The sequence below is a fragment of the Pelatocladus sp. BLCC-F211 genome (assembly GCF_041928655.1).
Taxonomy (GTDB): Bacteria; Cyanobacteriota; Cyanobacteriia; order Cyanobacteriales; family Nostocaceae; genus Pelatocladus.
Genome location: NZ_JBHFLM010000101.1, coordinates 35,727 through 51,949 on the forward strand (window position 1 = coordinate 35,727; position 16,223 = coordinate 51,949).

Annotated in this window: 7 protein-coding genes; 3 read left to right on the plus strand and 4 right to left on the minus strand. The window is 39.0% G+C overall.

Annotation, left to right across the window (positions count from 1 at the left end; genetic code table 11):
- Positions 1 to 154: 154 nt before the first annotated feature.
- The 3 genes from ACE1AT_RS12320 to ACE1AT_RS12330 all read right to left on the minus strand — a co-directional run bounded on the left by ACE1AT_RS12320 (position 155) and on the right by ACE1AT_RS12330 (position 6,359).
- Positions 155 to 1,141 (minus strand): YgfZ/GcvT domain-containing protein, encoded by a 987-nt coding sequence (locus ACE1AT_RS12320; protein ID WP_374868674.1) that lies wholly within the window; start codon positions 1,139 to 1,141, stop codon positions 155 to 157.
- Positions 1,142 to 1,265: 124 nt separating this feature from the next.
- Positions 1,266 to 4,004 (minus strand): tetratricopeptide repeat protein, encoded by a 2,739-nt coding sequence (locus ACE1AT_RS12325; protein ID WP_374868632.1) that lies wholly within the window; start codon positions 4,002 to 4,004, stop codon positions 1,266 to 1,268.
- Between the two features lie 474 nt (positions 4,005 to 4,478).
- A complete protein-coding gene (locus ACE1AT_RS12330; protein WP_374868634.1) occupies positions 4,479 to 6,359 on the minus strand; it encodes a protein kinase in 1,881 nt (626 codons plus the stop codon).
- A 164-nt stretch (positions 6,360 to 6,523) separates the two neighbouring features.
- Between ACE1AT_RS12330 and ACE1AT_RS12335 the strand changes: the two genes are divergently transcribed.
- The 3 genes from ACE1AT_RS12335 to ACE1AT_RS12345 all read left to right on the plus strand — a co-directional run bounded on the left by ACE1AT_RS12335 (position 6,524) and on the right by ACE1AT_RS12345 (position 14,625).
- Positions 6,524 to 7,018 (plus strand): hypothetical protein, encoded by a 495-nt coding sequence (locus ACE1AT_RS12335; protein ID WP_374868636.1) that lies wholly within the window; start codon positions 6,524 to 6,526, stop codon positions 7,016 to 7,018.
- Positions 7,019 to 7,231: 213 nt separating this feature from the next.
- A complete protein-coding gene (locus ACE1AT_RS12340) occupies positions 7,232 to 10,711 on the plus strand; it encodes a helicase-related protein (RefSeq protein WP_374868638.1) in 3,480 nt (1,159 codons plus the stop codon).
- 410 nt (positions 10,712 to 11,121) lie between these two features.
- On the plus strand, positions 11,122 to 14,625 hold the full coding sequence (locus tag ACE1AT_RS12345; RefSeq protein WP_374868640.1) for an Eco57I restriction-modification methylase domain-containing protein: 3,504 nt from the start codon (positions 11,122 to 11,124) through the stop codon (positions 14,623 to 14,625).
- Here ACE1AT_RS12345 and ACE1AT_RS12350 read toward each other — a convergent pair.
- Positions 14,622 to 16,100 (minus strand): CoA-acylating methylmalonate-semialdehyde dehydrogenase, encoded by a 1,479-nt coding sequence (locus ACE1AT_RS12350; RefSeq protein WP_374868642.1) that lies wholly within the window; start codon positions 16,098 to 16,100, stop codon positions 14,622 to 14,624. The genes ACE1AT_RS12345 and ACE1AT_RS12350 overlap by 4 nt on opposite strands.
- Positions 16,101 to 16,223: the final 123 nt, after the last annotated feature.

Sequence of the window (16,223 nt, forward strand, 5' to 3'; positions counted from 1 at the left end):
AGGGGTGCAAGGAGGTAAGGGTATAGGCGTGTCATAAATCAGTTATCAGTTATCAGTTATCAGTTATCAGTTATCAGTTATCAGTTATCAGTTATCAAATTAAACTGCTCACTGTTAACTGATTCATGCCCGATCCCCGATCCCCGATCCCTATTCACTCTGGGTATTCGTGAGAAACAAAGGGAACTTCTACTATTTCACCTGCAACTTCTCCAACTTTAACTTGCAAACCGACACCACCAGCTTTAGTACGGATATAGCCTAAACCACGATAACCATCGACAGTTTCAATACAACTAGTCAATTTACCAACTTTTTCATCCCCTACTGTAATTGCTGTTCCTGGTTCGACAGCAGCACTCAGTTTTAGACCCCAAAGGTATTGTTTTACACCTTTATAAGTATTTAAACGGGCAATAGTTTCTTGACCGATATAACAACCTTTGTTAAAAGAAATTGTCTGCCATAAACCGACTTCCAAGGGATTGTAATCATCAGTCAGTTCTTGCTCTGGAACGGGGCGACCTTGTGTAATTCGTAACACTTCCCAGGCGCGATCGCTCATCGGTATTGCGCCTAACTCAACAATTTGATTCCAGAGGGTTTCTTTAATGGACGCTGGCAAAATCAGAGTGTAGCCAGGAGAAGCTAAACCACTACCCACAGCAATATCTATACCATCAAATACTTGGTGATTTCCGTAGGATTGACCAATAATGGCGCTACCACCTAGCTTTTCAATAATGGTGTTACTGGCTGGTCCAATCAAACTGAAAGTCGCAGTTTCATCAGTGACATCAGTCAGTTGTACCTTGTCAGCAAAAAAGATATAACGATCTAGCCACTGTAACAGATACTCACGACGGTTAGGTGAAACCAAAAGTAGGACTGCATCTTCCATGACATAGCCTGTTGCTAAGTCAATGGTACGAGCAGTTGATGTCACAAAAACTGTATCACAGCCTTGTCCTGGTTGCAGTGTTTGGAAATCATTTGTGCTTTGATTATGCAGAAAGCGCAGATGATCGCCATCAGATACTTTAATTCGTCCCCAGTGTGAGCGATCGCATATTGCAACTCTGGTTTGTGCTGCTTCGATAGCTGCTGTGTCTTGAGTGTCAATGGCAAAAGGCATAATGATATGTGAATTGAATTTTGTGTTCTTTGTGTTCTTTGTGTTCTTTGTGGTTCGTTATTTTACCCTTCAAAGTTAGATTGTCAGACCAATAGTTATTAATTATTGTTAGCTATCTTTGCATTTTATTTTATGCAATCAACTGCCGAAAGCGTTTTTCTTTGGCAATTAATTCAAAATCTATGTCGGTTTCCGCTTGTTCTTTATATCTGGGATTGAGATTAATTGCTTGTTGGAGATTTTCTAAAGCTAATTCTAGCTGGGACTGTAAAGCATAACAGGCTGCTTTGTTGTAATAGGCGTTGGCGTAGTCTGGTTTAATATTCAAGGCGCGATCAAAGCTTTGAATTGCTTCATCGTCATCACCAAGCATAACTAAAGCGTAACCTCTGTTATTCCAGGCTTTGTAAGAGTCAGGATTTAATTGTAGTGTTGTGTCAAAAGATGCGATCGCTTCTTCGTATTCTTCTAATTCTTCTAGGGCTAATCCTCGGTTTAACCAAGCCACAGCATCATCTGGTTTAATTTTTACGGCTCTATCAAAACATTGAAAAGCTTCTTTTTGGTGCTTTAATAATCCTAGTGCGACGCCTTTGTCACACCAAGCTTGATGATATTCAGAGTTGATTTGTAAGGCTTGATCGTAACAAGCGATCGCATCTTGGTATTGTTTTAATCTTCCCAAAGCAATACCCCGCTTCAACCAAATTAGCGGCTCATCTGGATTAAGTTTAATTGCTTTTTTGTAGAGAGCGATCGCATCTTCATAACGTTTTTCTGCAAACACCACATCTGCTTGTTTAAGGTAATCATCAACAGTCAATATATCCTGCGTTTCAGTAGTTTCTGAATCTACTGATTGTAAGGGTGCTGGCTGTAATATTTCTTGCACTTCTACAGTCACAGATTCTAAATTTACTGGAGGTGTAATTTCAGCTAATTGTTTAAGAGTTTCTTCTTTTTGTTGTTGAGCTTCTGTTTGTAATTGGGCAAGTTGTGAGAGAAAATCTGACTTAATTTTTTCTAGCTTTTCTATAATTTCCAGTTTTTGTAATTGTGCATTTGACTGTAATTCAGAATACTGAGAAGCAAATTCCGAACCTGATTTTTCTAGATTTTCAATTACTAATTCTTTACTACGTTTAACGTCTATCAACAACTTAGAGATTTGTGATCCAATTTCAGTCTGTAATTTCTCCAACCTTTTAATGATACGCTGCTTTTGCTGGATAGCTTCTGTTTGTACATCACTGAGTTGAAACTTAATCTCAGATACTGTTTTATCTATTTCCGCCAAAATTTGGTCTTTTTGTTGTTGAGTTCCTACCTGCCATTGTGTAAGCTGGGCTGTAAAATCTGCTTGCGATTTTTCCAATCTTTTTAGAACTCGTTGCTTTTGTTCTTGAGTCTCTGACTGCACATTATTCAATTGAGATGTTAACTCAGATATTGATTGTTCTACTTCAGCCCAAACTTGTTTTTTTTGCTGTCGAGTCTCTGTTTTTAACTCTGATAATTGAGAGGAAAATTCTGATTGTAAACTTTTCAAACCTGCAATAATTTGTTGCTTTTGTTCCTCTAATGCCAAATTTGAGCCAGCTAATTGAGATGCAAATTGCGATATTAACTCTTGTTTGGAAGTTTCTAAATCTGCAAAAGCTTGCTCTTTTTGTTGTTGATTAATGACGTTGAAATTAGCAAGCTGTGTCGCAAATTCCGATTGCCAGTTAGTCACATTTGCTAAAACTTGCTGTTGCTGTTCCTCAAGTTCAGATTGCCATTTTGCTAATATATTTCTAAATTGTTGTCGTGATTTTTCTAAGTCAGCAACTGTTTGTTCTTGATTCTGTTGATTAGCTGATTGATACTCTGCTAATTTTCCAGCAAACTCTGTTTGTAAATTTTCTATATTTGCTATAACTCGCTGTTTTTCTTTTTGAGTATCAGACTGAATTTCAGTAATTTTTGATGTTAATTCTGTGATTGATTGTTCTAATATCGCAAAAGATTGTTCTTTCTGGTGTTGAGTTCCTGTTTTAATATCAGATAATTGTGCCGCAAATTCTAACTGAGTTTTATTTAAATTTTCTCTAATTTGTTCATTTTTTTGTTTAACTTCTGACTGCCAAGTAGTTAATTGAGAAGTGAATTCATGTCGAGACGCGTCTAACTCGGCAAAAGTTTCTTCTCTTTGTTTTTGATGTTCATATTTAAAATCAGAGATTTCTGATATCAGTTCTGATCTTAATTTTCCTAAAGTATCAAGCGTGATATTTTTCTGATGTTGAGCATCTATTTCTAATTCCGACAATCGAGCGCCAAATTCTGCTTCTATATTTTTTAATTGTTGTTTAGATGTATTTATTTGTGCTTCTAATTCTGTTAATAAATGTACTTTTGACTCAGATATTTCCGATGGAATTACAGAGATAATCTGTTCTCGTACCGCTTTGGCTTCTTGTTCTAAATCAGTCGTCAGATTTTTGGCTTGTTGGATACTGTGTTGTGCAGTTTGTCTCACACTCAGCAGTTGCTTTTGTAATTCTTCTAATTCCTTGAACTGCTGTGTCGCTTTATCTACGATTTCACGCACTACAGCCCGCCGCAATAGCCAAAAAGAAGCAATCACAGCGACAGGAAATACAGTCAGTATAATTACCCAAATATTTAGTAAACTACGCGTACGACCAAAAGCCCGATCTACTTCTGTTTGGACTAGTTCTCGGACTTGTTGCTGTTGCGGTTGTTGAGTGACTGTCGGAGATGGCGAAACTTGAGCGATAACATCACCAACGGATAGTAAAATGGTAGAAAATACTACAGCGCCTTGCAACAGGAATGCGTAGACAAATTGATGCTTGCTCTTCATGTACCTATCCTTATCCGTTTGGTCAGTTTTAAACTAAGCGTGCCTGTCTCCAATTTACCAGCCGTTGTCAGCCGTAATTCGAGGACGTGGCAACACCAAACAAAACCTATTCCTCCATCATAGAACTGTTAGTGGTTAGTAGTTGGTCATTTGTCATTCGTCATTTGTCATTCGTCATTTGTCATTCGTCATTTGTCATTCGTCATTTGTCATTCGTCATTGGGCATGAATCAGTTAACAGTTTAATTTGATAACTGATAACTGATAACTGACAAGTCTTCTTTGTCCTCCTTATGCCCGTTTTATCCCAATACGGTTCAGTTAAGGCTAAAAACTAAAACTAGCGTAGGTTGGGTTTCGTTCCTCAACCCAACATTATCAAGGCTTTGTTGGGTTTCGCTTGCGCTCAACCCAACCTACATTTTTTCTTAACTGAACCGTATTGCGTTTTATCCCCGTTGCCCAATCCCATCTCTACTGCGGAGTAGCTATAGGTTTAGTAGTTTTTTCTTTAGCCTGATTATCAGCTGCTTGTTTGAATAACGGTTCAATTTTATTTCGCCAATATTCAATATTGGGTAATTTTTCGGGATGATCTTTATAAGCCAAAACTTTATCCCATTGACCATTATCTAGTGCCTTATTAATTTCATTGAATAAAGCTTCTGACTTTGTCCAATCTTGCTGCCACTGGGTGATAATATCTGCTGTCTCTTTAAAGTCGGATGCATTCCAAGGTATAGACTTCAGAAGTTCGATCGCACTGTCTAAATCCCCAGATTCATATTTCTCTTTTGCTTGTTCTAAAATTTCACTAGCACTTTTATTGACAGCTTTATTTTGTGGTTTATCTGAGTTTGATTGTAGGAAAGGTGAAGGTAATGATAAAGGTTGTGATGTTTTTGACGGTGATGTTTGTACATCAACCACAGGTTTTGTCGGAAGGGGGCGATTAGCAATCACAGTACTATCATCTACTGTTTTAAGTGCAATCCCTCTATCTCGTAGACAAGAAACCCATTCTTCTTGATTTTTGATTGCATCCGAATATATCCAAGCTGAGTTCTTGGGGTCGATTTTAACTTCTACCCAACCAGCTTTTGTCCGCTTACCGGTGACTTCTAATTGCTTGCCTTTACTAAGTGTTTCTACAATGTTGTCATTGGCGATCGCCACTGGTTCGGAACGGAGATTAACTTTATTTGCACCAACCACAACAAAACAGTTACTGGCTGTGTCATTACCCCCCGAAAAACTAGTAGTGAAATTTTCGACATTTTTGACTAAAGCTGGGGCGACAACAGCTGCACTACCTGCCAAAATCACCAGAATACATAGCTGTAGTAAATCAAGACCACCGGAACTTCTGCGAATGGTAGTATGCTGAGGCTGAGGGGTTGCTGGTTTTGAAACTGCACGATTTACAGGTGCAACAGCGACAGTTCTCTGCTGAGACTGAAGCGATGGAGATTTGATAGATTGGTAGCTAGACTTTCTGGGGTTTGCTATCGACTCAGAATGCATACCCAGAGAATACAATGCCTGTAGTGTTTCTGTGGCAGTTTGGTAGCGGTCTTTAAAGTGATAGCGTACCATCTTGTCTAAAACTGCAACCAAATTTTGGTTGACAGGTACTAAATGTTGCCAAAGAATCTCACCAGTTTGGGTATCTTCTTGCAAATCGATTGGTGCTATTCCTGTCAATGCTTGAATCGCAATAATACCCAAAGCATAAATATCACTGTTGGGGCGGGGTTTACCTTGTCCTTGTTCTGTAGGCATATAACCGGGAGTACCGATCGCCACTGTTGCAGAAAACTGTCCACCACCGAATGCTTGGGGATATCCAGAAGGAGAACGTAAGTGTTTGACAGCGCCAAAGTCTACTAAAACTAATTTATGGTCAGAGGCACGACGAATTATATTATCTGGCTTGATATCTCGATGAATTACCCCGTGGCTGTGAACAAATTCCACAATACTGAGAACTTCTATCAATAAATCAATAACTTCGCCCTCAGTCCAAGCTTCATCAGCAACTAGTTCATCATTCAGAGGATGTCCTTCTATAAACTCTTGTACTAAATAGAATTCTTGATTTTCGTCAAAATAAGCCAAAAGTCTGGGTATCTGGTCATGATTACCCAGTTTTTCTAAAGTTTCGGCTTCATTGTGAAACAATCGCTTGGCAGTGTCAAAGATTGTAGGGTCGGTGCTAACTGGCTTGAGATGCTTCACCACACAAATAGGATTACCCGGTCGCTTCGTATCCTCGGCAATGTAGGTTTCTCCAAATCCCCCTGTTGCCAAAACTCGGATAACTTGGTATCGGTGGTCTAGTAACTTGCCAATCATATTCCCTCCCCAGTGTTTACACCCAGTTTTGCCAAATGGTAATAAATATCTCCAAGCTTTGCTCGATAAAATCCGCTATCTTGAAATAAAGATTTGCACGTAAAACGCACTTTTTAATAGATACAAATTGTTAATTTATTTTTCAATAACATTTTTTAGTACCCATGCCTCCTAAAATCACCAACTCACTCGCGTGGCAGCAGGCTGAACTCCTCATGCAACCTGCTTTCATTCGCGTTGTTGATAACATTCGCAAGCTACTGGATCTATCTGATTGGAAAGGAACTTACCAGGATGTACTGATTTGGCCCCTAGAAACCACAGAAGATACAAAAGCTATTGTTACGAAGCTTTTGCAAGAACTAGAAGCTGCAACACCAGAAAAAGCCATAGAAATTAGGGAGACACTAGCTCGTCTGCCAATTCCCCATCCAGGATATCACTTGTTTTTGCAGCGTCAAGAGCAAGAAGTCAGCGTAGATTTATGGGAATTATGTTATCAAGTGTGTTTTCTTGATTACACTTCCCCCAACAATGATGCAGTTGAGATTGATACTAGTTTAATAGATGAAGTGGGTGATGTGGACTGGCAACGTTTAGACAACAAGGCCAAGCAGTTAGTTAAACAGGTGTTTGCAAATTTACCGTCGGATAGGTGATCGGGGATTGAGGATCGGGGATTGGGGATTGGGGATTGGGGATTGGGGATCGGGATTGGGGATTGGGATTGGGATTGGGATTGGGATTGGGATTGGGATTGGGATTGGGATTGGGATTCTCGTTTTATCCCATATGGAACTTTTTGTTGCTTATACTCGTAGAAAATTGTCGGTGAGCAATTCACCACAAAATCTTCTATTGAGTATGAAACCATGCCACGCATCTTTGACAACATAGATTTGCAACTGCTACCGATTTTGCGAGAAACTCTCAAAGTTTCTTATCGGTCAGATTTTTGCGTTGGCTATTTTAATCTCAGAGGTTGGCGAAAAATAGATGATTTAATTGAACAGTATGTTGGCAACGAAAAAGCTTGTTGTCGTTTGCTGATTGGGATGCAAAGTCGTGAGAGTGATGAAGTCCATGCAGCTTTCACCCTTGGTAGTGGTGACGGGCGGATCGATAATAGTGCGATCGCGCGTTATAAAAAACAGATGGCGGCTGAATTTCGCCAACAGTTAACTATCGGTGCGCCTACGAATCAAGATGAAGCGGGTTTGCGACGGTTAAGTTATCAGCTAAAAACTAAGAAACTCATTATTAAACTGTTTCTGCGTCACCCCCTCCACGCTAAGTTGTACCTTGTACACCGACAAGATCCAAATGCACCAATAGTCGGATTTTTGGGTAGTAGTAACCTGACTTTGCCGGGATTGGCTAAACAAGGGGAATTGAATGTTGATATTTTAGACCACGATGCTTGCAACAAACTGCAAAAATGGTTTGATGATCGTTGGCAAGAATACGGTTGTATAGATATTTCCAAAGAACTAGCGGAAATTATTGATGAGAGTTGGGCGAGGGAAGAATTAATCCCGCCTTACCACATTTACCTCAAGATTGCTTATCACTTATCTCATGAGGCGATCGCTGGACTTTCAGAGTTTCGCATTCCCTGTGAATTTAACAATTTATTTGATTTTCAAAAAGCAGCAGTACAGCTAGCAGCGCGTCATGTTACTAGACGTGGTGGGGTGTTGGTGGGGGATGTGGTTGGTTTAGGGAAAACTTTAGTGGGAACCGCCCTTGCGAAAATATTACAGGAAGATTGTTTTTTAGAAACGCTAATTATTTGCCCGAAAAATTTGGTGCAAATGTGGCAGGAATATGTTGATAACTATAAGTTATATGCTAGAGTTTTGCCGATTAGTAAAGTACTTGTCGAATTACCAAAGTTACGTCGCTACCGAGTTGTGTTAATAGATGAAAGTCACAATTTACGTAACCGGGAAGGAAAAAGATATAGAGCGATCGCAGAATATATTAAGAATAACGAAAGTAAATGTATTCTACTTTCTGCTACACCTTATAACAAAACCTATCTTGACCTTTCTTCCCAATTAAGATTATTTGTGCCAGAAGACCAGGATTTAGGTTTTCGACCAGAAGCTTTAATCAATGAACTTGGAGAATTAGAGTTTACTAGAAGACATCAATGTTCTGTACGTTCTTTAGCAGCTTTTGAAAAAAGCGAACATTCCGACGACTGGCGAGAGTTGATGAAACGCTACATGGTACGGCGGACGCGATCGTTTATTAAAGATAATTATGCCTACATAGATGCAACTGGACGTAAATATTTAGAATTTTCTGACGGGAGTCGTTCTTATTTCCCAGATCGCATTCCTCGTACTGTCAAGTTTACTTTAGATAGTTGTGATAATGACGTTTATTCTCGCCTTTATTCTGAGTCGATTGTAGAGATAATTAATCAACTAAATCTACCTCGTTATGGATTAGGAAATTACGTTGTCACCAAACATAAACAACCACCTACAGAAACTGAACAACGGTTTTTGAATGCATTATTTCGGGGTGGACGTAGATTGATGGGATTTTCCCGCACCAATTTATTTAAACGTTTAGAAAGTAGCGGAATTGCTTTCATCCAATCAATTGAACGCCATATTTTACGAAATTTTATCTATTTATATGCCCTAGAACAAGGACTTGATATTCCTATTGGTACTCAGGATGGTGAGTTATTAAATACAAGTAATAACGATGAAGATGCTGATTCGGTTATAGCAACTTTGTTTGACACAGAAACCGAAGAAGACCTCACCCCCCTACCCCCCTCTCCGCAAGCCGAGAGAGGGGAAGAATGTTATATTAAATCTTTTTCGCAAGTAGATATAGAAGACATAGAAGAAGATTACATCCCCTCCTCGCTTGCGGGGAGGGAGAAGGGGGTGGGGTTAACAGAAAAAAGTTTTCGCCAAAAAGCAGAGTTAATTTATACTGAATATGCAACTCGCTATCAACGGCGATTTAAGTGGTTGCGTTCTACACTATTTGATATTAAAAAATTAAAACGGGATTTGTTGGCGGATGCTAAAGCACTGATCAATGTGTTGCAAGATTGTAGCGAGTGGAATTCCCAAGAAGATAAAAAATTTGCCACTTTGGTCGAATTGCTAACAAAAACTCACCCAAAAGATAAGATACTAATTTTTACCCAATTTGCCGATACGGTACGTTATCTGACTGAGAATCTACAGGCGATCAAGATTACTCATGTAGCAGGAGTGACAGGTCAATCAAAAAACCCTACGGAATTGACCGGAAGGTTTAGTCCTGTAAGTAATGGAAAAGGCGATCGCATCACTCCTTCTCAAGAATTACGTATCTTAATCACTACTGATATTCTCAGTGAAGGTCACAATCTGCAAGACTGTGCAATTATCATCAATTGGGATTTACCTTGGGCTATTATTAGGCTAATCCAAAGGGCGGGACGAGTAGACCGGATTGGACAAAATGCTGAAAACATTCTCTGTTATTCTTTTTTACCAGCAGAGGGAATAGAACGCATCATTAATTTGCGGGGACGATTGCGTCAACGACTACAAGAAAATGCGGAAGTAGTAGGAACCGATGAAGCATTTTTTGAAGATGATGATACTCAAGTAATTCTCGACCTCTATAATGAAAAATCTGGAATTTTGGATGGCGAAGAAGACACAGAAGTAGACTTAACATCGGAAGCATTTCAAATTTGGAAAAAAGCTACGGATGATAATCCAGCTTTGAAAAAGATGATTGAAGAAATGTCAAATGTGGTTTATTCTACTCGCGCCCATACTCCCCAACCTGTGCAACCAGAGGGAGTATTACTTTATATGAAAACCACTGAGGGGAATGATTCTTTAATTTATGTTGATCGCGAAGGAAAAAGTGTTACTCAATCGCAATTAGCTGTTTTAAAAATGGCAACTTGTGAAGAATCCACTCCCGCCATTCCCAGAGATAAACAGCATCACGAATTAGTTAAAAAAGGTACGGAACTGATTGCTGAGGAAGAAAAAAATATGGGTGGTCAATTGGGAAGACCATCAGGTGCAAGGTTCCGCACTTATGAACGCTTAAAAAGTTATGTTCAGGAAATGAAAGGGACTTTATTTATTACTGATGAATTGCTAAAAGCAATAGATGATATTTATCGTTACCCGTTAAGACAGTCAGCCATTGATACTTTAAATCGGCAAATCAGAAGCGGTATTAGTAATCAGCAATTGGCAGAATTAATAGTAGCCCTACGGATGGATGATCGTTTATGTATTGTTAGTGAAGAGGTAGAGAAACGAGAACCTCAAATTATTTGTTCGTTGGGATTATTTCAGGAAAAGTGATGCTGTAAATTATCATCCCAACAAAATTATACCAATTTGAAAAAGAATCCGACAGATGAATTCTGTAGAGACGCGATTTATCGCGTCTTATATTCTGAATGTGTCGCAAACATTTTTTGAATCGAGTTATATTTAATTTTTCTAGAGTATAAAAGTTACTAATTTTCTCTCTAAATCATATTTTATTTAATGGCATTTTATCTGCTTACTATGTGTAAACACTGAAGCATTTTTTTGATGTCAGCGTTTATAACGTATAAAAGCTATTGTTAAAAATATTACTTTAATTAAAATATTTTAATGAAATCTGCTTAGGCGGATGTGAGTTCATTTAACCCCAAACAACATGTTTGAAGGGTGAATTTTTCATGGTTATTTTTCCAAGATCAAATTAGGTAAAAAAGTAAATTATGCCACTTAATTTTCAAAAAACACGGGATTTGCTCTATCATTTCCAGTTTGAGGATTTGTTTATAGAGGAGTTAGGTTGGTCACAATCAACACAGAGAAAGGCTGTTTCGTTGGAAATTGAGAATAAGACTTATAAATACAAGTGTATTGCTGAGATTTCTGGTGTGGCTGTCTTTGAAGTAACCGCAGCAGATGATACTATTCCAGAAGCGAAAATTCGTGCTGCTATTCACCAAGAAGTTACTAAATTAAAAGCTGAAAATCTGCTGATTTTTATTGGTAATCAACGCACCCGCAGTCTTTGGTATTGGGTAAAACGACAAAGTAGAGACGCGATTAATCGCGTCTCAATAGTTCGTGACCATTTGTATGTGAAGGGTCAATCGGGAGATTCATTTTTAGGTAAGCTTGCTTCTCTCGTCATTGATATCACTGAACTTGAAGAGGGTGAACCGAATGTAGTCAAAATAGCTCATCGACTGCAAAAAGCTTTTGATGTTGAGCCAGTTACTAAAAAGTTTTATAAGGAATTTCAAGAAGAACATCGACAGTTTTTACTTTATGTTAAAGGAATTAATAACGAAACTGACAGACGCTGGTATACATCAGTGCTTCTCAATCGCTTGATGTTTGTTTATTTTCTCCAGCGTAAAGGGTTTATTGATAATGGTGATTTAGAATATTTGCCAAACAAGCTAAAAGAAAGTAAGCAACGTGGGGAGAACCGCTATTATCATGAATTTTTGCAAGCGTTGTTTTTTGAAAGTTTTGCTAAACCAGAAGAACAACGCAATGCATCAGTTCAGGTGTTAGTAGGTAAGGTGAGATATCTGAATGGGGGACTCTTTCTCCAACATCGCATTGAGCAAGAATATAAAATAGATATAGCTGATGAAGGATTTGAAAGAGTTTTAGATTTATTTGCTCGTTATTCTTGGAACTTAGATGACACACCAGAAGGTAACGACGATGAAATCAACCCTGATGTGTTGGGTTATATTTTTGAAAAATATATTAATCAGAAAGCCTTTGGAGCTTATTATACTAGACCGCAAATTACAGAATATCTCTGTGATAGAACAATTCACAAATTGATTGTAGATAAAGTAAATGACGCGCTATCTCAGAAGTATAAATCTTTTGAAGATATCAATGAATTATTAATTAAATTAGACACAAATATTTGTAGTCTGTTAATTGACGAAAAAGATGGGATTCTCCCCAATTTATCAATTCTTGATCCTGCTTGTGGTTCTGGTGCTTTTCTTGTAGCAGCTATGAAGACACTCATTTTAGTCTATGCTGCCGTCATTGGTACAATTGAATTACAGGGAGATAGCAGACTCAAAGACTGGTTAAACCATCAAAAAAGCCAGCACATTTCTATAGAATATCTCATCAAAAAGCGAATTGTTACTAATAACCTCTATGGTGTTGACATCATGGAGGAAGCAACGGAAATTGCGAAATTACGTCTTTTTTTGGCGTTGGTTTCTTCTGCTCATAAAGTCGAAGAATTAGAACCGCTACCAAATATTGATTTTAATATTATGGCGGGAAATTCGCTGATTGGGTTAATTCGAGTCGATGAAACTGCATTTGATGTTGTAAAGACGCGCCATGGTGCGTCTCTACAAGGGAATCTTTTACAACCTCTTGCTGCGGCTAATTACAAGGCTATTTTAGAAGATAAAAATAAGTCGATTGAACTTTACAAGAAACACGCTTTTATTCCTGGTGAAGAAAAGTTAGCTGGTGGTGATGAGGGAACTCATCAAGATACAAGGTTGTTAAATCTGCGGCGACATATTGAACAACTCAACCAGGAATCACAAGAGAAGTTAAATTTTTTGTTGTTGGATGAGTTTAGTCAGCGTCTGGGGATTAAATATGAGGAATTTCAGTTAAATGGAAAGTCAAAGAAGCGTGTTTTGACTGTTAAAGATATTTCAGCGTTGAAACCTTTTCACTGGGGTTATCACTTTGACAAGGTGTTAAAACGGGGTGGCTTTGATGCGATTATTACAAATCCGCCTTGGGAGATATTCAAACCGCAAGCTAAAGAGTTTTTCGCACAGCATAACGAACTGGTGACGAAGAATAAAATGGATGTCAAGACTTTTGAGAAAGAACAAAATAAACTTTTACAAAAACCTGAAATTGCAGAAGCTTGGTTAGAATACCAGAGTCAATATCCTTATGTGAGTTCTTATTATCGTTCATCTGAAGATTATAAAAATCAGATTTCTATTGTTAATGGTAAAAAAGCTGGTACAGATATTAATCTCTATAAATTATTTGTTGAACGCTGTTTTCATTTGCTGCGAGATGGTGGGGAATGTGGAATTGTCATTCCCAGTGGAATTTATACTGATTTAGGAACTAAGCAACTGCGAGAAATGTTGTTTTGTCAAACAAAGGTGACTGGATTATTTTGTTTGGAGAATCGTAAAGAAGTTTTTGAAGGTGTTCATCGTAGTTTTAAAATAGTTGTCCTTACCTTTGCTAAAGGTGGTAAAACAACTGAATTTCCATCGGCTTTTATGCGACTTGATGTACAGGAGTTGGAAAGATTTCCGAGTTCAGAAAGTTTGCGGATAAGTTTTGATATGGTGCGGAAACTGTCGCCTGATTCGCTTTCGGTGATGGAGTTTAAGAATGAGATGGATGTCCGCATTGCTGAGAAAATGCTGAGGTTTCCTTTGTTGGGGGAAAAGATTGATGGTAAATGGAATCTGCGGTTAACTCGTGAATTTGACATGACTAATGATAGTCATTTATTTAAGCAACAGCCTGGGAAAGGAAGGATACCGCTTTATGAAGGTAAGATGATTCATCAATTTACGCATCAATTTGCGGAACCAAGATATTGGGTAGATGAACAGGAGGGTAGGAAAGCAATATTGGGAAGGAATGGAAATGATAATGGTCAGAAGTTAGATTATCAAAGTTATCGTTTAGGGTTTAGGGCTATAGCCAGAAATACAGACGCAAGAACACTTATTGTTGGTGGGATACCAAACAATGTCTTTTGTGGTAATTCAATCTTAGTTTCGTCAAATCATACTCAAATATCAAGTTCTGAAATAGTTGTCGCTCAAGCTATTTTTAATTCTTTTGTGCTTGATTTTTATGCTCGGCAAATGGTATCTGCCAACATCAATATGTTCTACATCTACCAACTACCAATACCACGCCTAACAGAAGGCGATCGCTACTTCACCGACATAGTACAACGCGCCGCCAAACTCATCTGCACTACCCCAGAATTTGACGAACTGGCGCAAGAGACGTTAAATTTAACGTCTCTACAATGTGGCGTTACCGATGAAACGGAACGCGCCAAACTCCGCGCCGAACTCGATGGAATAATAGCGCATCTCTACGGCTTAACTGAAGCAGAATTTACTTACATCCTCACCACATTTCCCATCGTTCCAGAACAAACCAAACAGGATGCATTAGCAGCTTATCGCCAATTTACACCTGCATACTCCTACTAAAACTGACGTGACCATTCACTCGGCCAGCGTTCTACCACAACTTTCGTTTGCGTAAAAAACTCAACTGCATGATTACCTTGACCGTGTAAATCGCCAAAAAAGCTGTCTTTCCAGCCGCTAAAAGGGAAAAATGCCATGGGTGCGGCGACTCCGATGTTGATACCGATATTACCAGCCTCTGCTTCATAACGAAACTTCCGTGCTGCTGCACCATTGGTGGTAAACAAACAAGCCATATTGCCATACTGACCACTGTTGACGAAAGCGATCGCTTCATCAATATTATTCACATGGATTAAACTCAGTACTGGCCCAAAAATTTCGGTTTTGGCTATTTCACTCGCCGGATCGACATTTTGCAAAATTGTGGGACGCACAAAGTAACCTTGTTCATGTCCAAAAATGTCTGGTTGGCGTCCATCTATTAATAACGTCGCACCACTGTCTGCGCCTTTTTGAATTAAAGCCTCAATTCTGTCTTTACTTTGGGCAGAAATCACTGGCCCCATCTCTACCCCTGGTTCTAAACCATTACCTACGACCCGCTTTTTGGCAGTTTCTGCGATCGCTTCTGTAAAAGTTTGCCGTGCTTCCCCAACAGTAACAGCGATTGAGGCTGCTAAACAACGTTGTCCTGCACAACCAAAGGCGCTATCCGCAGTAATCCGCCTGGTCATTTCCATATCTGCATCCGGTAGGACAATAATCGGATTCTTCGCGCCGCCTTGGCACTGGACACGCTTACCGTTGGCTGCGGCTCGACTATAGATATATTTTGCTACAGGTGTGGAACCAACAAAACTTATTGCCCGAATTTGGGGATGATCCAAAATTGCGTCTACAGCTTGTTTCGTCCCATTCACAAGATTGACTACACCTTTAGGGAACCCAGTTTTGTCTAGTAACTGGAAGATTTTTTGCATTGTCAGTGGCACTTTTTCCGAAGGCTTGACAATATAGGTGTTACCGCAGGCGATCGCATAGGGCATAAACCAAAATGGTATCATCCCTGGAAAGTTGAACGGCCCAATCACCGCACATACTCCCAGTGGTTGGCGAATCATCATTTCATCAATTCCCCGCGCGATATCTTCCAGATTTGTCCCTTGCATCATCATCGGAATACCGCAAGCAATTTCGACATTTTCAATGGCGCGGCGCATCTCACCCTTCGATTCAGCCAAAGTTTTACCGCATTCTTGGGTAATAGTACGGGCTAAATCTTCAAAGTTTTCTTCTAATAAATTTTTTAGTTTAAATAAATACTGTACCCGTTCTGTCGGTGGAGTTCGCCGCCATGTGACAAAAGCTGCGGCGGCTGCTTCCGTGGCTTGATTGACCTCAGATGCACTTGACAGAGGAACTTTTGCCAATATTTCTGTCGTCGCTGGGTTGATTACATCTAAAAATTCTGTAGCATTAGATGCACACCATTGACCGTTGATGTAGTTAGGTAATGTGATAATTGTTGCCATTACGTAGATATTTAATTCCTAAGATAAAAATATAAGAATATGAATATCTTAGTCTCTAACTGTTTTTGGTAAGGATGAAGCACACAGCTGCTCTTGGTAGGGTTTACCACTGTTACCTGTTGC

What these genes read in the sequence shown, in the direction of transcription:
- ACE1AT_RS12330 (WP_374868634.1), bottom strand. Translation starts at nt 6,359, where the DNA reads ATGATTGGCAAGTTACTAGACCACCGATACCAAGTTATCCGAGTTTTG.
- ACE1AT_RS12345 (WP_374868640.1), top strand. Translation starts at nt 11,122, where the DNA reads ATGCCACTTAATTTTCAAAAAACACGGGATTTGCTCTATCATTTCCAG.
- ACE1AT_RS12350 (WP_374868642.1), bottom strand. Translation starts at nt 16,100, where the DNA reads ATGGCAACAATTATCACATTACCTAACTACATCAACGGTCAATGGTGT.
- ACE1AT_RS12335 (WP_374868636.1), top strand. Translation starts at nt 6,524, where the DNA reads ATGCCTCCTAAAATCACCAACTCACTCGCGTGGCAGCAGGCTGAACTC.
- ACE1AT_RS12325 (WP_374868632.1), bottom strand. Translation starts at nt 4,004, where the DNA reads ATGAAGAGCAAGCATCAATTTGTCTACGCATTCCTGTTGCAAGGCGCT.
- ACE1AT_RS12340 (WP_374868638.1), top strand. Translation starts at nt 7,232, where the DNA reads ATGCCACGCATCTTTGACAACATAGATTTGCAACTGCTACCGATTTTG.